Origin of the sequence: Nostoc sp. NMS4 (assembly GCF_017115095.1) — a bacterium.
Classification (GTDB): domain Bacteria; phylum Cyanobacteriota; class Cyanobacteriia; order Cyanobacteriales; family Nostocaceae; genus Nostoc.
In genome coordinates, this window is the sequence record NZ_JABXKI010000074.1 from 17474 (window position 1) to 38432 (window position 20959).

General features: G+C 44.0%; 12 protein-coding genes and 1 rRNA gene. 8 read left to right on the top strand and 5 right to left on the bottom strand.

Annotation, left to right across the window (positions count from 1 at the left end):
* Positions 1-506: 506 nt before the first annotated feature.
* From rpsT to HWQ37_RS04060, 6 genes are all read left to right on the top strand, one after another.
* Positions 507-803: a 30S ribosomal protein S20 gene (gene rpsT, locus HWQ37_RS04035; RefSeq protein ID WP_292744097.1), complete on the top strand. Its 297-nt coding sequence runs from the start codon at positions 507-509 to the stop codon at positions 801-803.
* An 84-nt stretch (positions 804-887) separates the two neighbouring features.
* Positions 888-1685, top strand: coding sequence for a TatD family hydrolase (locus HWQ37_RS04040; RefSeq protein ID WP_292744099.1), 798 nt, complete (start codon positions 888-890; stop codon positions 1683-1685).
* Between the two features lie 468 nt (positions 1686-2153).
* Positions 2154-2444 carry a hypothetical protein gene (locus HWQ37_RS04045; protein ID WP_292744100.1) on the top strand — a complete coding sequence of 97 codons (291 nt, stop codon included), beginning with the start codon at positions 2154-2156 and terminating at the stop codon, positions 2442-2444.
* Positions 2445-2580: 136 nt separating this feature from the next.
* Complete coding sequence (gene rpoB / locus HWQ37_RS04050; protein WP_292744102.1) at positions 2581-5880, top strand: DNA-directed RNA polymerase subunit beta; 3300 nt, start codon at positions 2581-2583, stop codon at positions 5878-5880.
* Between the two features lie 104 nt (positions 5881-5984).
* The gene (locus HWQ37_RS04055) at positions 5985-7862 is read left to right on the top strand and encodes a DNA-directed RNA polymerase subunit gamma (protein WP_292744104.1); all 1878 of its coding nucleotides are present in this window, start codon (positions 5985-5987) and stop codon (positions 7860-7862) included.
* A 101-nt stretch (positions 7863-7963) separates the two neighbouring features.
* The gene (locus HWQ37_RS04060; protein ID WP_292744106.1) at positions 7964-12013 is read left to right on the top strand and encodes a DNA-directed RNA polymerase subunit beta''; all 4050 of its coding nucleotides are present in this window, start codon (positions 7964-7966) and stop codon (positions 12011-12013) included.
* A 406-nt stretch (positions 12014-12419) separates the two neighbouring features.
* On the opposite strand, the gene HWQ37_RS04065 is transcribed toward HWQ37_RS04060, so the two are convergent.
* The gene (locus HWQ37_RS04065) at positions 12420-13106 is read right to left on the bottom strand and encodes a uracil-DNA glycosylase (RefSeq protein ID WP_292744109.1); all 687 of its coding nucleotides are present in this window, start codon (positions 13104-13106) and stop codon (positions 12420-12422) included.
* Positions 13107-13297: 191 nt separating this feature from the next.
* On the opposite strand from HWQ37_RS04065, the gene HWQ37_RS04070 reads away from it, so the two are divergent.
* Positions 13298-13996 (top strand): phosphoribosyltransferase, encoded by a 699-nt coding sequence (locus HWQ37_RS04070; RefSeq protein WP_292744112.1) that lies wholly within the window; start codon positions 13298-13300, stop codon positions 13994-13996.
* A gap of 152 nt (positions 13997-14148) precedes the next feature.
* Here the strand turns inward: HWQ37_RS04070 and HWQ37_RS04075 are convergent, their stop codons facing one another.
* The 4 genes from HWQ37_RS04075 to glyQ all read right to left on the bottom strand — a co-directional run bounded on the left by HWQ37_RS04075 (position 14149) and on the right by glyQ (position 19884).
* The gene (locus tag HWQ37_RS04075; protein ID WP_363318087.1) at positions 14149-15177 is read right to left on the bottom strand and encodes a tetratricopeptide repeat protein; all 1029 of its coding nucleotides are present in this window, start codon (positions 15175-15177) and stop codon (positions 14149-14151) included.
* A gap of 434 nt (positions 15178-15611) precedes the next feature.
* Positions 15612-16082, bottom strand: a complete 471-nt coding sequence (locus tag HWQ37_RS04080; protein ID WP_292744115.1) for an NADAR family protein — start codon at positions 16080-16082, stop codon at positions 15612-15614.
* Positions 16083-16122: 40 nt separating this feature from the next.
* A complete protein-coding gene (locus tag HWQ37_RS04085; protein ID WP_292744119.1) occupies positions 16123-18477 on the bottom strand; it encodes a ComEC/Rec2 family competence protein in 2355 nt (784 codons plus the stop codon).
* A gap of 507 nt (positions 18478-18984) precedes the next feature.
* Positions 18985-19884, bottom strand: coding sequence for a glycine--tRNA ligase subunit alpha (glyQ, locus tag HWQ37_RS04090; RefSeq protein ID WP_292744127.1), 900 nt, complete (start codon positions 19882-19884; stop codon positions 18985-18987).
* 310 nt (positions 19885-20194) lie between these two features.
* Here glyQ and HWQ37_RS04095 point away from each other — a divergent pair.
* Positions 20195-20959: ribosomal RNA gene (locus tag HWQ37_RS04095) — 16S ribosomal RNA — on the top strand; the annotation flags it as partial.

Genomic DNA, 20959 nt, shown 5'->3' on the forward strand with positions numbered 1-20959 from the left:
TACTTTACGCCCTTCCCCTGACTCCTTGCAGGGTGTAGATGGTGTATTTACACATCCAATTACCTGGATTTACAGAGGTAGGTCTGAGTATAAATTTTACTTAATTTCCCTAACCTTTAGTAATTAATCTGTGTACAGAGACGATATATCGCTTCTATACTTGAAATTACCTGAAATTTGGCTCTTTACAGTTCCTGCCCCTAAACAACACATCTGTTTTACGGACAAACAAATTTATATTATTTACCGGCGATCGCATTGCTTAATCAGGTTGTGATGAGTTAGGGTGACAGTTATTTAGACGTATTTTATTTTAACGCATTTCCTCAATTGACGGAAGACTGAATTGGGAAGTACACAGTTAATATTAAACTTATCGGTCTTCATTCATACCCAGTACCTAATTCCAAAAATTTTTTAGGAAATTATAACATTGGCAATTTGAATGCTATATTAGTAAGTCTAGTAGTGTGTGTACATAAATAATCGTATTTTTGGGATTGACTGTGGCGAATACAAAGTCTGCTCTTAAGCGTGCCGAAATCGCAGAACGTAACCGACTGCGTAATAAAGCTTACAAATCAGCAGTCAAGACGCTGATGAAGAAATACTTGAATGCTGTAGCTGCCTATACAGCTAATCCTACCCCAGAATTAAAACAAGAAGCGCAGGATCGTTTATCCGAGGCTTACGGCAAAATTGATAAGGCGATCAAACGGGGTGTTCTTCACCCGAATAATGGAGCAAGGAAAAAGTCAAGATTGGCTCACAGATTAAAACCACTCACACAAACAGCTGAGTAGTCATTGGTCATTTGTCCTTGGTCATTAGTCATTGGTAACAAAACAAACGACAAATGACAAAGGACAAACAAGAAAGGACAAAAGATGCAACTGATAGACACGCATGTACATCTCAACTTTGATAGTTTCCAGCCGGATTTAGCAACAGTGCGATCGCGGTGGAAAGAAGCAGGTGTAGTGCATCTAGTACATTCCTGTGTTCACCCAGAGGAGTTTTTCAGTATTCAATCCATAGCCCAAGAGTTTCCCGAAATCAGCTTTGCTGTGGGATTACACCCCTTAGATGCCGATAAATGGAACAACGAGACAGCCGAGAAAATTAAAACCTTAGCGAGTTCTGACTCGAATGTGGTAGCAATCGGGGAAATGGGGCTGGATTTTTACAAAGCTGATAACTACGAACAACAGTACATGGTATTCGAGTCTCAGTTGGCGATCGCATCTGAACTAAACTTACCAGTGATTATCCACTGTCGTGATGCTGCCGTGGCAACCAGAGAAGTGTTGCAAAAATGGCGGCAACTCAAAGGAGAAAGAGTGCGGGGTGTAATGCATTGCTGGGGAGGAACGCCAGAAGAAACTCAATGGTTTCTCGATTTAGGCTTCTATATCAGCTTTAGCGGAACGGTAACGTTCAAAAATGCCAAAGCGATCCAATCCTCAGCAGCGATGGTGAGTAGCGATCGCCTACTGATTGAAACAGACTGTCCTTTCCTTGCTCCAGTTCCGAAACGGGGCGAGAGGCGCAACGAACCTGCTTACGTGCTTTATGTAGCCGAGCAAGTAGCTAAACTGCGTCAGGAAACGGTAGAGGCGATCGCCCATCAAACCACTCAAAATGCCTGTAAATTATTCGGTCTGTCAATCTCATCAAGTGTGTAATAGGATCTTTTGTTACGTTGTGTTAAAAAAAATAAAAATATAGGGGGACGAAAATATGCTAATATCATTCCCTCAAAAACATTTTGCTTGCGCCATAATGATAAAGGAAGGAACATAAAACTTCTGATCTCAATTTTCCATGCTGTTATGGCTTGGCCATCCTCAAAAATCTCTACAAGCGGATGCTCTCCACACATTACTAACCGTGCCAACCTAAATTGAGCTAGACTTTTGCACAACATCGGTTTAGTGTGTATTGAACCTATTCAAAATCGTTAAACAAAAATAGCCTTGTGAGTACAATCCAGCAAAATGAAGTGATTCTAATTCAAAAAAATCGACAAGGTGCGGATCGTTCCCTCAGTCTTAGGATATCTAAGATATCACTGAGAGTATAAACATCGGGGTGAATTTAAAACACACTGCGTGGAGCTGCGTCAGCAAATTAACGCGCTTTTTGGAGGGGAAGTGAAGAAAGTAAATCAAATTCAGGAATATTTTAACTGGATATTCTATTTGAAATGGTCATCGGGGAGCCAGATCATTGGCTGGCTTTTCCGACTAGTACCCCTGCGGGAAAGCAAACTACGCCAAGCGTCTTCCACAAAAGAAGCAAATGGCATAATTGGGCATGGGATGCAGAGGAGAAAGACTTTCACCAACTTTTCTCCTGCTCCCATAATACCCAGTAACCATTACTTATTCCCGATTAGGGGCGATTGCTCCCTTGTCGAAATTGCTCATTCCAGCCAGATTTAATCGCTGCGGACTACACCTGTAAATCACAAGTGTGTAACAAAAAGTTCCCAAACAGCTAAGGACACTGGCTAGCACTGGGAAGCGTCAAACAGCAGTGTCCAAGGGAAAATTTAACCAGGTTGACAAAGGTAGAGGCATGACTAAAGAAACATATATGGAACCCGCCTTTCTGTTGCCCGACTTGATTGAAATCCAGCGATCAAGCTTTCGCTGGTTTTTAGAAGAAGGGCTGATAGAAGAACTTAACTCCTTTAGTCCTATTACAGATTATACGGGCAAATTAGAACTGCACTTTTTGGGTCATAACTACAAACTCAAGGAGCCAAAGTACAACGTAGAAGAAGCGAAACGGCGAGATAGTACTTATGCCGTCCAAATGTATGTTCCCACAAGGTTGATTAATAAAGAAACCGGGGAAATCAAAGAGCAAGAGGTATTCATTGGTGATTTGCCTTTGATGACCGATCGCGGCACGTTTATTATTAACGGAGCCGAGCGGGTAATTGTCAATCAAATAGTGCGATCGCCAGGAGTTTACTACAAATCAGAAATAGACAAAAACGGGCGACGTACTTATTCAGCTAGCTTAATTCCCAACCGGGGCGCATGGCTGAAATTTGAAACAGACCGTAACGATTTGGTGTGGGTACGCATCGACAAAACCCGCAAACTCTCAGCCCAGGTACTTCTCAAAGCTTTAGGCTTATCAGACAACGAAATCTTTGATGCCTTACGCCACCCCGAATATTTCCAAAAAACCATCGAAAAAGAAGGGCAGTTTTCTGAAGAAGAAGCCCTAATGGAGTTATATCGGAAACTGCGTCCAGGTGAACCACCCACAGTATTAGGTGGACAACAACTCCTAGACTCCCGATTCTTTGACCCGAAACGTTATGACCTTGGTCGCGTTGGACGGTACAAACTCAACAAAAAATTGCGCCTTTCTGTTCCAGATACAATGCGCGTTTTGACGGCTGGCGATATTTTAGCAGCCGTAGATTACCTAATTAACCTAGAATATGACATCGGTAATATCGATGACATCGACCACTTAGGCAACCGCCGGGTGAGAAGCGTTGGGGAATTACTGCAAAACCAAGTACGAGTGGGCTTAAACCGTTTAGAGAGAATTATTAGGGAACGGATGACCGTATCCGATGCAGAAGTGCTAACCCCCGCTTCCTTGGTGAACCCCAAACCACTGGTAGCAGCAATTAAAGAATTCTTTGGTTCTAGCCAATTAAGTCAGTTCATGGATCAAACCAATCCTCTGGCCGAACTGACCCACAAACGCCGTCTGAGTGCCCTTGGCCCTGGTGGTTTAACCCGCGAACGCGCTGGGTTTGCCGTGCGAGATATTCATCCTAGTCACTATGGACGCATTTGCCCCATTGAGACACCAGAAGGCCCCAACGCCGGATTGATTGGCTCCTTAGCAACCCATGCGCGGGTGAACCTATACGGCTTCTTAGAAACGCCATTTAGACCTGTAGAAAATGGTCGGGTCAGATTTGACCTGCCTCCAGCCTACATGACAGCCGATGAAGAAGACGATTTGCGGGTTGCTCCTGGGGATATTCCTGTAGATGAAACCGGGCACATTATTGGTCCACAAGTGCCAGTACGCTATCGCCAAGAATTTTCTACCACAACACCAGAACAGGTTGACTACGTAGCAGTATCTCCCGTACAGATTGTGTCGGTAGCAACCAGCATGATTCCCTTCTTGGAGCATGATGACGCTAACCGAGCGCTGATGGGATCGAACATGCAACGGCAAGCAGTCCCCCTGCTCAAGCCAGAGCGTCCTTTGGTGGGTACTGGTTTGGAAGCCCAAGGAGCAAGAGACTCCGGGATGGTGGTTGTATCGCGTACCGATGGCGATGTCACTTATGTGGATGCCACGGAAATTCGCGTCCGTCCGAAACCGAATACCCCAGAAATTAAGTACACCCTTTCCAAGTATCAACGTTCCAACCAAGACACCTGTTTAAATCAGAAACCTCTCGTCCGCATTGGTGAGCGGGTTGTTGCCGGTCAGGTGTTAGCTGATGGTTCCTCCACCGAAGGCGGTGAATTGGCGCTAGGACAAAATATCGTCGTTGCCTACATGCCTTGGGAAGGCTACAACTACGAAGACGCGATTTTAATCTCTGAAAGACTGGTGCAGGATGATGTTTACACCTCAATTCACATTGAAAAATATGAAATTGAAGCTAGACAGACGAAACTAGGGCCAGAAGAAATTACCAGAGAAATTCCCAACGTCGGGGAAGATGCCTTACGCCAGTTGGATGAACAGGGAATCATTCGCATTGGGGCATGGGTAGAAGCTGGGGATATCTTAGTAGGGAAAGTCACACCAAAAGGTGAATCTGACCAACCGCCAGAAGAAAAACTTTTGCGGGCGATATTTGGTGAAAAAGCGCGGGATGTGCGGGATAATTCCCTGCGAGTTCCCAACGGTGAAAAAGGTCGCGTCGTCGATGTGCGCTTATTTACCCGCGAACAAGGCGATGAACTGCCACCGGGAGCCAATATGGTAGTCCGGGTGTATGTTGCCCAAAAACGCAAAATCCAAGTTGGCGACAAAATGGCAGGACGGCACGGTAATAAAGGGATTATTTCTCGGATATTACCGGCGGAAGATATGCCTTATTTACCCGATGGTTCACCAGTGGACATTGTGCTTAACCCATTGGGCGTACCTAGTCGGATGAACGTCGGACAAGTATTTGAATGCCTCTTGGGTTGGGCTGGTCAGACCTTGGGAGTCCGATTTAAAATTACTCCCTTTGATGAAATGTACGGTGAAGAGTCATCACGCCGAATCGTGCATGGCAAATTGCAAGAAGCACGAGACGAAACAGGGAAAGATTGGGTATATAACCCAGATAACCCAGGCAAAATCATGGTGTATGACGGTCGTACAGGCGAACCTTTTGACCGAGCAATTACCATCGGTGTGGCTTATATGCTGAAACTGGTGCATTTGGTTGATGATAAGATCCACGCCCGTTCTACAGGCCCATACTCACTGGTAACTCAGCAACCCTTGGGTGGTAAAGCCCAACAAGGTGGTCAGAGGTTTGGGGAAATGGAAGTGTGGGCATTAGAAGCCTTTGGTGCAGCTTACACCTTGCAAGAATTGCTGACAGTTAAATCTGACGATATGCAAGGACGGAATGAAGCGTTAAATGCGATCGTTAAAGGTAAGGCAATTCCTCGACCGGGAACTCCAGAATCCTTTAAGGTGCTGATGCGCGAGTTGCAATCATTGGGGTTAGACATAGCCGTACACAAGGTAGAAACCCAAGCAGACGGCAGTTCCTTAGATGTGGAAGTCGATTTGATGGCAGACCAATCCGCCCGTCGTACACCTCCTCGACCCACCTACGAATCTCTTTCCCGCGAATCGCTCGACGATGACGAATAGTTAGTCAGGAGTGAGGAGTTAGAAGTTAACAATTCATAACTCCTAACTCCTAACTCCTAACTGAAAACTAAATATACTCAAAACTCATAACTCAGTACTTAAGTATGAGACCTGCCCAAACTAATCAGTTTGACTACGTAAAAATCGGCTTGGCTTCCCCTGAACGCATTCGGCAATGGGGCGAGAGAACATTGCCCAACGGTCAAGTCGTCGGTGAAGTCACCAAGCCAGAGACGATTAACTACCGAACTCTCAAGCCAGAGATGGATGGCTTATTTTGTGAGCGCATCTTTGGCCCGGCGAAAGATTGGGAATGCCATTGTGGTAAGTATAAAAGAGTTCGTCACAGAGGTATTGTTTGTGAGCGCTGTGGGGTAGAAGTCACCGAGTCACGGGTGCGTCGTCACCGCATGGGCTATATTAAACTTGCCGCACCAGTAGCTCACGTCTGGTATCTCAAAGGCATTCCTAGCTATATTTCCATCCTGTTGGATATGCCTTTACGGGATGTCGAGCAGATTGTCTATTTCAACTCCTATGTTGTCCTGAGTGCAGGTAATGCGGAAACTTTAACTTACAAACAACTACTGAGTGAAGACCAGTGGTTGGAAATAGAAGACCAAATTTATAGCGAAGATTCTATCCTGCAAGGCGTAGAAGTAGGTATTGGGGCTGAAGCACTGTTGCGTTTGCTTGCCGATATCAATTTAGAGCAAGAAGCCGAAAGCCTACGCGAAGAAATTGGTAACGCCAAGGGACAAAAGCGAGCCAAGCTAATTAAGCGACTGCGGGTGATTGACAACTTTATCGCCACTGGTTCCAAACCAGAGTGGATGGTAATGGCAGTTATTCCCGTAATTCCTCCCGATTTGCGCCCAATGGTGCAATTAGATGGCGGACGCTTTGCTACCAGCGATTTGAATGATTTGTATCGGCGGGTAATTAACCGGAATAATCGTTTGGCACGTTTGCAAGAAATTCTTGCACCAGAGATTATTGTGCGGAACGAAAAGCGGATGCTGCAAGAAGCAGTGGATGCTTTGATTGACAATGGTCGTCGGGGACGCACTGTGGTAGGGGCAAATAACCGTCCCCTAAAATCTTTGTCTGACATTATTGAAGGTAAGCAAGGACGTTTTAGACAAAACTTGTTAGGTAAACGAGTTGACTATTCTGGACGTTCGGTAATTGTGGTCGGGCCAAAGCTGAAAATTCACCAGTGCGGTTTGCCTAGAGAAATGGCAATTGAGCTATTTCAACCATTTGTGATTAACCGCCTGATTCGTAGTGGGATGGTAAATAACATCAAAGCTGCGAAAAAACTGATATCCCGCAATGATCCCAGTGTTTGGGATGTGCTGGAAGAGGTAATTGAAGGACACCCAGTAATGCTAAATCGGGCACCAACGTTGCACCGTTTGGGTATTCAGTCTTTTGAACCAATTTTAGTAGAAGGTAGAGCGATTCAACTACATCCTCTGGTGTGTCCAGCATTTAACGCCGATTTTGACGGCGACCAAATGGCGGTACACGTGCCACTATCGCTAGAAAGTCAAGCTGAAGCGCGGTTGCTGATGTTGGCTTCTAACAATATTTTGTCACCAGCCACGGGTAAACCCATTATCACGCCTAGCCAAGATATGGTGTTGGGAGCGTATTACTTAACCGCAGAAAATCCCGGTGCAACAAAAGGCGCAGGAAATTACTTTTCTTCGCTAGAGGATGTAATTATGGCTTTCCAGCAAGATCAAATTGACTTGCACGCCTATATTTACGTAAGGTTTGATGGTGAAATAGAATCAGACCAACCGGATACGGAACCCGTGAAAGTGACGGAAAACGAGGATGGTACTCGCACATTACTCTATAAGTTCCGTCGAGTCAGACAAGACGCTAAAGGCAATGTACTTTCACAGTATATATACACAACCCCTGGTCGCGTTATTTACAATAATGCCATTCAGGAAGCACTTGCTAGTTAATTCGTAATTTCTAATTCGTAATTCGTAATTAATCTTCAATTACGAATTACGAATTACGAACTACGAATTATTAATTATTAATGACTTAGGACTAATGATTAATGACTAACGAAAAAATGATTTTTCGCAATCGCGTGGTTGACAAAGGTCAACTGAGAAATTTAATTTCTTGGGCCTTTACGAATTATGGTACAGCGCGAACCGCAGTGATGGCGGACAAATTGAAAGATTTGGGATTTCGCTACGCTACCAAAGCAGGGGTTTCCATCAGTGTAGATGACCTGATGATACCACCAACTAAGCGATTGCTCTTAGAAGCAGCCGAGGAAGAAATTCGCGCTACTGAAACCCGTTATCAACGGGGAGAAATCACTGAAGTAGAACGCTTCCAAAAGGTAATTGATACCTGGAATGGTACCAGTGAAGCCTTGAAAGATGAAGTAGTCGTCCACTTCAAGAAGACTAATCCCCTGAATTCCGTATACATGATGGCATTCTCCGGGGCGCGGGGGAACATCTCTCAAGTCCGGCAGTTGGTGGGGATGCGGGGACTGATGGCAGATCCTCAAGGGGAAATTATCGATTTACCGATCAAAACCAACTTCCGTGAAGGACTCACGGTGACGGAATACATTATTTCGTCTTACGGTGCCAGAAAAGGATTGGTGGATACTGCCTTGCGGACGGCTGACTCTGGTTATCTTACCCGTCGGTTGGTGGACGTATCCCAGGATGTAATTATTAGGGAATTTGACTGCGGCACCACTAGAGGTCTGGCGATTCGACCAATGACAGAAGGTGCTAAAACCTTGATTCCTCTGGCAACTCGCTTGATGGGACGGGTAATTGGCGAAGATGTGGTGCATGCGGTAACAAAAGAATTGATTGCAGCCCGCAATTCCCCAATTTCTGAGGATTTGGCGAAGAAAATTGAAAAATCTGGGGTGGGTGAAGTTGTGGTGCGATCGCCACTAACTTGTGAAGCCGCACGTTCTGTCTGTCAACACTGCTATGGCTGGAGTTTGGCCCACGCCAAGATGGTAGACTTGGGTGAAGCTGTAGGGATTATTGCCGCTCAAAGTATCGGCGAACCTGGTACTCAGTTAACCATGCGGACATTCCACACGGGTGGTGTGTTTACTGGGGAAGTGGCGCAACAAGTTCGTTCTAAAATCGATGGGACTGTTAAGCTTCCCCGGAAACTGAAGACTAGAACATATCGTACCCGCCACGGGGAAGATGCCCTCTATGTTGAGGCTAATGGCATCCTGCTTTTGGAGCCAACAAAAGTAGGTGATGTGACTCCAGAGAACCAAGAGGTTCATCTTACCCAAGGTTCAACACTATATGTATTTGATGGAAATAAGGTAAAACAAGGTCAGTTGTTGGCAGAGGTTGCCCTCGGTGGACGCACAACTCGGACTAATACAGAAAAAGCCGTTAAAGATGTTGCCTCTGACTTGGCAGGGGAAGTGCAATTTGCCGAAGTTGTTCCCGAACAAAAAACTGACCGTCAAGGTAATACTACAACCACAGCCGCCCGAGGTGGCTTGATTTGGATTTTGTCTGGGGAAGTTTACAACTTGCCACCAGGTGCAGAATTGGTGGTGAAAAATGGTGATGCGATCGCTTCTAATGGAGTTTTAGCAGAAACCAAGTTAGCCAGTTTGCACGGTGGTGTGGTGCGTTTGCCCGAAGCTACCCCAGGTAAGAGTACCAGAGAAATTGAGATTATCACCGCTTCTGTGGTTTTAGACCAGGCAACGGTGACAGTCCAAAGTTCCCAAGGTCGCAATAACTACTTAGTCTCCACAGGCAACAACCAGGTATTTAACCTCCGGGCTACACCAGGCACAAAAGTGCAAAATGGTCAAGTGGTAGCTGAGTTAATTGATGACCGCTATCGGACAACCACTGGCGGATTCCTGAAATTTGCGGGTGTTGAAGTCCAGAAGAAAGGCAAAGCCAAGCTGGGTTATGAAGTGGTGCAGGGCGGTACACTGTTGTGGATTCCTGAAGAAAGCCACGAAGTCAATAAAGATATCTCCTTGCTGTTGGTAGAAGACGGTCAGTTTGTCGAAGCTGGCACCGAAGTGGTGAAGGATATCTTCTGCCAAAACAGTGGTGTGGTAGAAGTGACCCAGAAAAACGACATCCTCCGGGAAGTCGTGGTGAAGCCAGGGGAACTGCTGATGGTAGACGATCCAGAATCAGTTATCGGGCGAGATAACACCTTTATCCAACCAGGTGAAGAATTCCAAGGCAATGTCGCTACTGAATTGCGATATGTCCAGTATGTAGAGACACCAGAAGGACCCGCCCTGTTGAGCCGTCCAGTAGTTGAATTTGCCGTACCGGATAATCCAGATGTGCCATCAACGACATCGGTAAGTCAACAAACCGGGCGATCGATTCAGTTGCGGGCTGTGCAGCGACTACCTTACAAAGATTCAGAACGTGTCAAATCTGTTGAAGGTGTGGAACTGCTGCGAACCCAGCTAGTGCTAGAAATTGAGCAAGAAGGGGAACAAGACCATAATGCTTCACCCCTGGCAGCAGATATTGAATTGGTAGAGGATACCGAAGACCCAGAAGTTCAACGTTTACAACTGGTAATTTTGGAATCCTTGGTAATTCGTCGAGACATTACCGCCGATGCCACCCAAGGTAGTACCCAAACTACACTTGAGGTACACGATGGGTTAACTATTGCCCCTGGTTCTGTAGTCGCACGTACCCAAATCTTGTGTAAAGAAGGCGGGGAAGTACGGGGTGTCCAAAAAGGAACCGAAAACGTGCGTCGCTGCTTGGTGTTGCGTGACGTTGACAGGCTCACCATTAATACTAGTACTCAGCCCAAGGTAAAAGTGGGTGATTTGCTAGTAGAAGGTACAGAAGTTGCTCCCGGAGTTTTTGCCCCAGAATCAGGGCAAGTAGTGGATGTTAAAAATGCTCCTGCTGCATCTGGTGGGGAATCAGCTTTGAGTACTAAAAACTTCGTTATTACTACCCGCATCGGTCGTCCTTATCGAGTCAGCCCTGGTGCTGTGTTGCAGATAGAAGACGGCGATTTGGTACAACGGGGTGATAACTTGGTGTTGCTGGTGTTTGAACGCGCCAAAACCGGAGATATCATTCAAGGTTTGCCCCGGATTGAGGAACTGCTGGAAGCTCGTAAACCGAAAGAAGCGTGCATTTTATGTCGTCGGGCGGGTGAAGTTAAGGTAGTTTACGCTGATAGTGGTGATGAAGCGATCGCCATCAAGGTCGTAGAATCAAATGGCGTGGTGACAGATTATCCTCTAGGACCAGGACAAAATTTGATTGTGCCAGATGGCTCAATGGTATTAGCGGGACAACCGTTAACTGATGGACCATCTAATCCCCACGAAATTTTGGAAATTTTCTTTAGCCTGGGTTCGGAAGACGGAATCTATGCTTGTGCTAGCCTTGCCTTGCAAAAGGTACAGACATTCTTAGTGAATGAAGTGCAAATGGTGTACCAGTCTCAAGGGATTGATATTTCCGATAAGCACATTGAAGTAATTGTTCGCCAGATGACCAACAAAGTCAGGATTGATGATGGTGGTGACACTACAATGCTTCCCGGCGAATTGGTAGAACTGCGCCAAGTTGAGCAGGTGAACGAAGCGATGGCAATTACAGGCGGTGCGAGGGCGCAGTACACTCCAGTATTGTTGGGGATCACCAAAGCATCGCTGAACACCGACAGCTTTATTTCCGCCGCATCTTTCCAAGAGACAACACGAGTACTTACCGAAGCAGCTATCGAAGGCAAATCTGACTGGCTGCGCGGATTAAAGGAAAACGTGATTATCGGGCGATTGATTCCAGCTGGTACTGGTTACAATACCTATGAAGAACCCGGTGCGATCGATGATTATGCTACTGAAATTACCAGTAGTGTGTTAGATGAAGTTGACGATCCCCTAGATATGGTCTTAGACGATCGCACCGCTCGCACCTATAATTTAGATTCTCCTACTCTTGGGGAATCTGGATTTGGTAGCAGACGTGCAGAAAGGTCTATTCTAGATGAAGAAGATGAATTAATTGCTGATGAAGTACCAGATGATGACGATTACGAGGAAGAAGAGGAAGACGACGACGATGATTTCGACGACGAATAGAGTCTTGAAATTTACCGTCTAAAAGGTAATATAAAGTCTACTCAATTCCAACAAACACAGTACCTCACCAGTGTTACAGTGCCCCTTCAAAAACGAAGGGGCACTGTTGTCAAATTAATTTGCACTAATATATTTCTCTTTCACAAAGTCTAGTAGTCTGTCCCAAAAGTTTTGAGAGGTTGAGAAACGAACCGCAAAGGACGCAAAGAGCGCAAAGTTAAGAGGTAAAGAAGATAAATTTAAAACTGATTCACCTCTCAAAACTTTTGCGATAGACCACTAGTGGTCTACATTGCTTAAAACCTTGCATTTAGTCCTCTTAAGAAGACTTTAGTTAGTAGCTTTAGAATTTATTCCCAACCAGGATAGCAACGAAGTGAGTAATTGAAAAGATGTTAGTAGTGACTTAAGTATTAGCTGTTTTTTGGATTTCGTCTAACTTGGTACGCACTGCCTGAATATCCTGCCACATCAACCATTTCGGCGCACCTCTTTCCTTGGAAGGATTACGTAGCAAGTAGGAAGGATGAAAAATTGGCATACATAAACGCCCTTCCCACTCCAGCCACTGTCCGCGAATTTTGGTAATCCCCCGTTTATCGCCAGTGATTCCTTTGACAGCAGTTGCACCCGTTAACAGAATTATTTTGGGGTCAACTAGGCGAATCTGTTCTAATAAATAGGGTAGACAAGCTGCCACTTCTACAGGAGTGGGAACTCTATTCTCTGGGGGACGACATTTATTGATATTGGCGATATATACATCATGGTCAGTAGTCAGATTCACCGATGCCAAAATTTTCTCCAGCAATTGCCCCGATCTACCCACAAATGGTAAACCTGTTTCATCTTCATTTTGACCAGGTGCTTCACCTATAACCATAATTGGTGCTTTGAGATTGCCACGTCCGACAACAGCATGAGTACGAGTGTCTCCCAAGGCACAACGGTGGCAGCGATCGCAATCCTGTGTCAACTCTGTTATGCCAGAATAAGTTCCGGGAGCGATCGCAATTTTTGCGTCTGTAGGAATCAGTTTTCGTTGGTTAAAAGTTGAGTCGTCGAAGAGGCTGAGTTGGTTTTCGCTGCTCATGAAAATCAGGATTTTGGCATCAGCGCCAGCTGTTATATCTGAATTAAATAGCCCTCTGGCTGGATATTTATCAGAACAATAAACTTTTGCTGAATACTTAATTATTTATACAAATCTTATTGTATCAGTTAATTTGAGACAAAATTCGGTCATGATAAAAGCAGTGCCGTCCTAAGATGCTGGGGGAAACCATGTCACATACCCCACTTTTCGCCGATCGTACCCATGCAGGTGAGTTATTGGCGCGAGTAATTTATGATATTTTGACTCAGGAAACTATTGATTCTGGGGTAAAGCCTCTACCAATTGTTTATGCTTTGCCAAGAGGAGGTGTAGCAGTAGCAGCACCAATAGCAAGTCTTTTGGATTGTCCGTTGACAATTGTTGTGGCAAAAAAGATTAGCCATCCAGAAAATCCAGAGTTAGCAATTGGTGCGGTTACTACTTCTGGAAATGTTCTTTGGGCTGATCAAAAGCTATTTCGCCTTAAACATGATGTGCGGTGGCGAGAAGTGGCTTTAAATAAAGCGATGAATCAAGCGAAGTATCTTGAGGCTCAATTAATTCCTGCTTGTCCACAGGTGAATACAGAGAATGCTACGCTGATCTTAGTTGATGATGGTATTGCTACAGGTATGACAATAGCGGTAGCCGCAACTGCCATGAGAGCGCTTTCTCCAGCAGCAGTTTGGCTATGTACTCCATTAGCGCCACAAAAATTGTTACCTTGGTTAGAACAGTGGGGCGATCGCACAATAGTCTTAGAAACACCCGAACCCTTCTGGAGTGTGAGTAATTTTTACGCAGAATTTCCCCAAGTAGATACATTAGAAGTTCTCCTATATCTCCAACAACAAAAGACAATGAGGGGAATTGATCTGTGCGAGTAATTTTTAGTTATTTCCCTTTCTTGCTTTTTAACTTTTGGGTCAAGAGAGCTAACATCATCACAGGACTTACGCACAGGTAACAGAAAAACGAACCGCGTTCGCGCTTTGCGTCTCGTAGAGAAGTCGAAGTATTACGAATTACGAATTACGAATTACGAATTATTTGCAGATGTTCCCTGCTGATATTCCATAGCTTTGGCATAATCACCCAAGGCTTCGTAAGCAGCTTTCAGACGAGCAAGAACTTCTTCTTCAGTGCGCCGATCTTTCATACTCCTAGCTAACAACAAACGTTCTTCATAATATGTAATTGCTTTTTTATAGTCACCCAAAGCTTCACAAGCAACTACTAAATTACCTAAAGACTGTTCCTCAATACGCTTGTCTTGAATTTCTCTAGCTAATTGCAACCGATCTTCATAATACTTAATGGCTTTGGTATAATCACTTAAAGCATAACAAGCATTGCCCAGATTCTTTAGCACTTGAGAAGCACTGCGAACATTTTTTAAGGAGCGTGATAGGACTACACACTGCTCATAATAGGCGATCGCTTTTGGGTAATTGTTCAAAGCATACCAAGCATTACCTAAATTCTTGAGTACCTGTTCCTCTCCCCAATTATCTTTGAGTTCCCGCACAATCTCTAGACTTTGCTGCTGATATTCAATCGCTTGTGTAAACTCCCCTAAAGCTTTATACACTAATCCCAAATTATTCAGTGCTGCTACTTGACTGCGTTTGTCTTGCAGTTGCTGCGTTATTTTCAAACATTTTTCTAGAAACTCAATAGCCTTATTATGGTCATTTAGGTGGCGGTATGCATTGCCTAAATGGGAAAGCGCTTGCATCTGCAACGCTAAATCTGAGGTGTTATTGAGCAAAGACAAACACTGTTGGGAGTAAGAGATAGCACCTTTGTAATCTCCAGCGCTGTAAGTTACCAATCCTAAAAAAGAAAGTGCTTGTGCTTGTTTTTGCAAATCCCCAACTGCCTGAAACAGCCCCAAGGATTGCTGTAAAGACTTCATAGCCGTTATTAATTCGCCAGCTTGCTGCTGTTGAATTCCTTCCCGCAGTAGCTTGGAAGCTTCTGACAAATGGTCATCACTTTCTTCTGGAGGTATTATTTCTGCTTGTGAACCAGAGTCAAATTCATGGGTAATGGTATTACGCTTCACTGGTTTTAGGTATGTTATGGGTAATTGCAAGGGAACTGTATTTTTCGATCTGGTTATTCCATTCGCCTCTAGACATCAACTCCTTCCTGTGAAGTCTAGTGCTAAATCTAGTGTTCCCAAAACCAGGATGTATCTTTCATCAGTCTGATTTACCGCAGCGTAATAACTATATATAGCAATCATATTTGATTTGTGAAAATGGTTTAGGATTGCTATAGCAGTCTTATATCTTTTGCGATCGTCTGTATTTCCGATCTATTCATATTCTCTATGTCTGGATAAATTCGATTAAAAAACTATTTTATAAAAATCCATTTTTATCGATATAATAACTATTCAATAAGCAATTTTAAAATATAAATGCGTTTATATACATAGAGTTTTAATTGAAATTTTAGAAGTCAATACTAGGGCAATCATTCATAGCAACAAGATTATTTAACAGTTTTATTATCAATATCTGCGCTGTGTGTATTGTGTAGGATATCCCGCACCCCCATTAAAATTTTCCCTAGCATATTTTTACCACTGCCATCTGCTCCGCAACCCCAATAAAAATCGATAGGCGAGTTTTCAACAATTTCTGCATTTCCTGTGGAAAGTAAAATATCTCTAATATCTGTATGAGTTTGAAATTTACATAGCACAGCTTGCCGCATGATGTCGTCTTTAACTTCTTCCCAATCTTGACGTAGTGGACGGGTTCTCTCACGCCCCATTCTGGCCGCATCTTTAGGTGTTTTAACTAGGCGAATTTGCTCTACATGAAGTGTACCTATAAACTTTTGCGCTTGAAAGTAGTGTTCGCTAGTTGACCAATACAATCCATCTAATTCAAAACCGTGGGGCGAAAAATTAGAGAAACAACCATATTCTTCACGAGTGCTATAAAAGTAGATTGTCATAGATTTAATACAACTTGAATTCACTGAATTTCTGAGTTTTTTATAAAACAGACGATTTATTTTCTGTTGATTCAATAAACGCCTCAAACTGACCATTAGGAGTCCATTGAATAGCCCCATCTCGTCCCGTAAAGAACAATTTAGTTTTACTTTGATTCAGTTCAGATAAAGTTTTTGAATCAAAGTTGGCAGAAGAAGCGATCGCTACTTGTGGTTGCAGAGCAATAACTAAATCTTTCAATGACTCAGGGGCGCACCAAAGCACTTGTGGGCGAGGCAAACTTCCATTTTTAACTAGTTGCTGTACCTCTTTAGATTTAACATTACCTACTAACAACCAATTCTGATCTAAAATTTGTAATTGTAAAATGGGTAATTGGTCGTTGATTAATTGCGCTACTATCGAACCAGCTTTTACAGATTGACCAACTGCCAAAGGTTGATAAATTCCTTGATGTTTTTGTAGTTCCTGTTGAATTGCCTGAGTTGTAATAGAATTATCTGTTTGGGGTGAATATTCATAAAAATTATTGATTGGTAGACGTTGCATTAATTCAAACCAAGCATTACTTTGATTACCTTGAAAATCAGTTGCGATCGCCCAATTTATTTGATTTACACCCTGCTGTTGTAAAAAAGGTAAAATTGTAAAACGTCCTGTACCTTCATCGCCACTATTAATTACAGTTACAGTACCTCGATCTTGAACAACTACAATTGGTTCCGTACCAGACTCTAAGACAGTTATCCTAAACAATGTATTTTTAGAATGCCAAAGCGGGATGAATACTAAACCAATCGCAATTATATTAGCAAACCACCACCGCTTTTGCCACCATCGCACTAGCCAGACCAAGATAATTAGTACATAAATCGCCAAAAGCTGCCAAGTAGATATGCTGCCCACCGCAACAGAATTTCCGGGCAAATTGCTAAAAAATCCCACTAGTTTAATTAGCCAATCAGTAGGATAGTGTAACACTCCGGCTAGGAAGCTTCCTGCTTCAGTCCAAGCTAAACCTACTAACGCACTGATAATTCCACCTATACTAATGATCGAAATTAGTGGAGTACTAACCACATTCAACAACAGACTATAAGATGGTACAACTCCAAAGACAAAAAGTTGCACAGGTAAAGTCCAAATAGTGGCAGCTAGGGGAACGGCAATTAAAGAAGCGATCGCAGGTGGTAGCCATGCTAGGCGATTGACTAATGGGGTTACTGTGACGACTAATCCCAGTGTTGCTAAAAAACTCAATTGAAAACCTAAATCCCAAATCCATAGAGGATTAAATATTAATAACAGAGTTGCTGCTAATAGTAATGAGCCAAACTGCTTTACCTTCCTTTTTAATAACAAACCAACTAATGCCGCAAAACCCATAATGACGGCTCTGAGAACCGCAGGTTGAAAACCTGTTAAACTCAGAAAAATAATTAAAGCCAAAAAGCCAAGGGTAAATTGCGTTCCTTTTTTTGCCCGCCTCGTTAACTGTAAGATCACACTCAAAATCAAAGAAGTTTGGAACCCGGAAGCAGCTAAAGCATGAGCTAATCCGGCTTGTACGAATAAGTCGCGGATATCGTAGGGTAAATCAACAGCTTTGCTACCTAAAACCATTGCACTAACAAGCGGCCCTTCAGGAATACCCAGCCAACGAACTTGCGATCGCACAATTCGCTCCCGAATTTGCCACCATCCCCATTTCCGTTCCTGATCCAAAACATTTATTTGTCGCCCAATTAGACCGGCAAACGTTCCTTCTTGCTTGAGAAACTTCTGAAAGTCAAAACCACCAGGATTGGAAGCCGCCTTTGGTTTGTACAAAATCCCAGTTACAGCAATTTGTTGACTAGGATATAACCCAGTAGCCTGAAGTATAGGCACTGTCACATACAATTTGCCCGTTACCCCTTTTGGCACACCTGCTGAACCTTTATCATTTTTGACTTCATCTAGCTGAGTCGCTTCCAACCAAAATTGTCCTCGCTGACTGCGAGTCAAGCGGGGATTACTCGCCACTTCGCCGCGTACAATCACAAGTTGTTCTTGATTATTGCTATTTCCAGGCGGAACGAACTGACTAATATCTTTTGCGCCTGGTTGTGGCACTCGCCATTGAAAATACACAGTTGCTAACAAGCCCACCAAGCCGGCAGCTACCCATATTCGAGGATGGGCAATAGTTTGCCAATTATTAGGCACCGCCTTTGTTTTGCTTCCAGCATTTTCTGGTTTCTGAGCAAATAGTCGTAGTGTGGTGCGCCTTCTAAAAAGAATTGCTCCCACTATTCCCAGAACCAAAATCCCCACACCACCCCAAGGAACTGCTGTAAACAGCAACCCAAAAATATAGCCAAGACAAATAATTACACCACTAGTTTGAATCATAAGATTTTTGTAAAAGCACCTGACAACCCGAATTTGCAGATGATTGAAATAATAGATAGGACAGCAATAAAAAAATCGGCGTTGCTGAATTTGGTTATGAAATTCAAAAATAAAATATTCCAAACTCTTATTGTGTGTGTTTGGAGTACCTCTGCGTCAGATTTTTATCTCTTTAATCAGCAACAGCGAAAAATTTTTATGCTTGTGGTGAGTATAGTCCATCAAGTTTATATAAACAAAGCCCGCACAGGCGGGCCTTATCCTTGTAGCTTTGATATTCTAGACTCAATATTTAACCCTATTTCTGTCCTTTAGTAAAAGCCGCATCAATCAAAAAGATATACCTAGCTCAAACCTCAGCGCAACTAAGGATAAACAGAACACAAAATCGTAGTGAATTAAATTTGGCACGACTCTGCGTACCTTTGCCTTTACTTTGCGTTCCTCTGAGTTTAAAAACGCTATAATTTTACACAAATCTGTACTTAGTTCGTGTAGCCACACCCTTTAGGATATTGGGCTGACTATTGAACTCACATTATCTTTGAGCAATGGAAAACCCAACTTCTCCCTTTGCTCAACATATAAATGAGCTACCTTTCTAGCCAAATGCCGAATCCTGGCAATATAGCGAGTTCTCTCCGTCACCGAAATCACACCTCTAGCATCCAGCAGATTGAACGTGTGCGAACACTTCATTACATAATCTAAGCTAGGCAATACCAATCCTCGCTCCGTCAATTGGGTAGCTTCCTGCTCATACAAATTAAATAGTGTCAGCAGCAACTCGGGATTCGACGCTTCAAAGTTGTATGTACACTGCTCAATCTCTCCCTGGAGGTAAACATCACCATAAGTAATGTTGTCCGTCCAATGAATCTTAGTAATTGCCTCTACTTGCTGGAGATACATTGTCAGCCGCTCTAATCCGTATGTAATTTCAATCGACACCGGACGGCAATCAATTCCTCCACACTGTTGGAAGTAGGTAAATTGAGTAACTTCCATCCCATCTAACCATACTTCCCACCCAGTACCCCAAGCTCCCACAGTTGCATCTTCCCAGTTATCCTCTACAAACCGAATATCGTGGTCTTCAGGACGGATACCTAAAGCCCTTAATGAATCAAGATAAATCTCCTGAATATTATCTGGTGACGGCTTAATCAGAACTTGGTACTGATAATAGTGTTGGAAGCGGTTGGGGTTTTCTCCATACCGTCCATCCGTCGGGCGACGACACGGTTCAACATACGCCACAGCCCACGGTTCTGGTCCTAATGCTCTTAAAAATGTCTGAGGATTCTTAGTACCTGCCCCCTTCTCAATATCGTAAGGCTGGGCTATAAGACAACCGCGATCGCCCCAAAACTGATGCAATAAACTTATTACCGACTGAAAATTCACGCTTCCCCCTTCCTGAGTTAGCACAGTGCATAAACCATTGTTGCCTACAACCCAACACTGTAAGAAGTTTCAGGGGACAAAAAAGCAGTTCCAAAACATTTTGGAAAAAGTAGTTGACACAAAGAGTTGGGTTCGCTATATTGAATAAGTGCCTGAAGCCGACGCGAAAGAGCGTGGTTTCAAGGGATACCGAACCTTGAAAATATTATAGTTTGAAAGCGAATAGACAGCAAGTAATTTGCGTCAAGAAAATGATAACTAAGCTGAAGTTAAAAAAGAGCAGCTATTGAGCTATAGAGCTTTCCAATACAAAACGGAGAGTTTGATCCTGGCTCAGGATGAACGCTGGCGGTATGCTTAACACATGCAAGTCGAACGAAGCCTTTCGGGGCTTAGTGGCGGACGGGTGAGTAACGCGTGAGAATCTGGCTTTAGGTCTGGGACAACCACTGGAAACGGTGGCTAATACCGGATGTGCCCTTCGGGGTGAAAGATTAATTGCCTGAAGATGAGCTCGCGTCTGATTAGCTAGTTGGAAGTGTAATGGACTCCCAAGGCGACGATCAGTAGCTGGTCTGAGAGGACGATCAGCCACACTGGGACTGAGACACGGCCCAGACTCCTACGGGAGGCAGCAGTGGGGAATTTTCCGCAATGGGCGAAAGCCTGACGGAGCAATACCGCGTGAGGGAGGAAGGCTCTTGGGTCGTAAACCTCTTTTCTCAGGGAAGAACACAATGACGGTACCTGAGGAATAAGCATCGGCTAACTCCGTGCCAGCAGCCGCGGTAATACGGAGGATGCAAGCGTTATCCGGAATGATTGGGCGTAAAGCGTCCGCAGGTGGCAATGTAAGTCTGCTGTTAAAGAGTCTAGCTCAACTAGATAAGAGCAGTGGAAACTACATAGCTAGAGTACGTTCGGGGCAGAGGGAATTCCTGGTGTAGCGGTGAAATGCGTAGAGATCAGGAAGAACACCAGTGGCGAAGGCGCTCTGCTAGGCCGTAACTGACACTGAGGGACGAAAGCTAGGGGAGCGAATGGGATTAGATACCCCAGTAGTCCTAGCCGTAAA

Coding starts and splice junctions, on each gene's coding strand:
- HWQ37_RS04080 (WP_292744115.1), bottom strand. CDS start 16,082: ATGACAATCTACTTTTATAGCACTCGTGAAGAATATGGTTGTTTCTCT.
- HWQ37_RS04055 (WP_292744104.1), top strand. CDS start 5,985: ATGAGACCTGCCCAAACTAATCAGTTTGACTACGTAAAAATCGGCTTG.
- HWQ37_RS04085 (WP_292744119.1), bottom strand. CDS start 18,477: ATGATTCAAACTAGTGGTGTAATTATTTGTCTTGGCTATATTTTTGGG.
- HWQ37_RS04065 (WP_292744109.1), bottom strand. CDS start 13,106: ATGAGCAGCGAAAACCAACTCAGCCTCTTCGACGACTCAACTTTTAAC.
- HWQ37_RS04070 (WP_292744112.1), top strand. CDS start 13,298: ATGTCACATACCCCACTTTTCGCCGATCGTACCCATGCAGGTGAGTTA.
- HWQ37_RS04060 (WP_292744106.1), top strand. CDS start 7,964: ATGACTAACGAAAAAATGATTTTTCGCAATCGCGTGGTTGACAAAGGT.
- rpoB (WP_292744102.1), top strand. CDS start 2,581: ATGACTAAAGAAACATATATGGAACCCGCCTTTCTGTTGCCCGACTTG.
- HWQ37_RS04040 (WP_292744099.1), top strand. CDS start 888: ATGCAACTGATAGACACGCATGTACATCTCAACTTTGATAGTTTCCAG.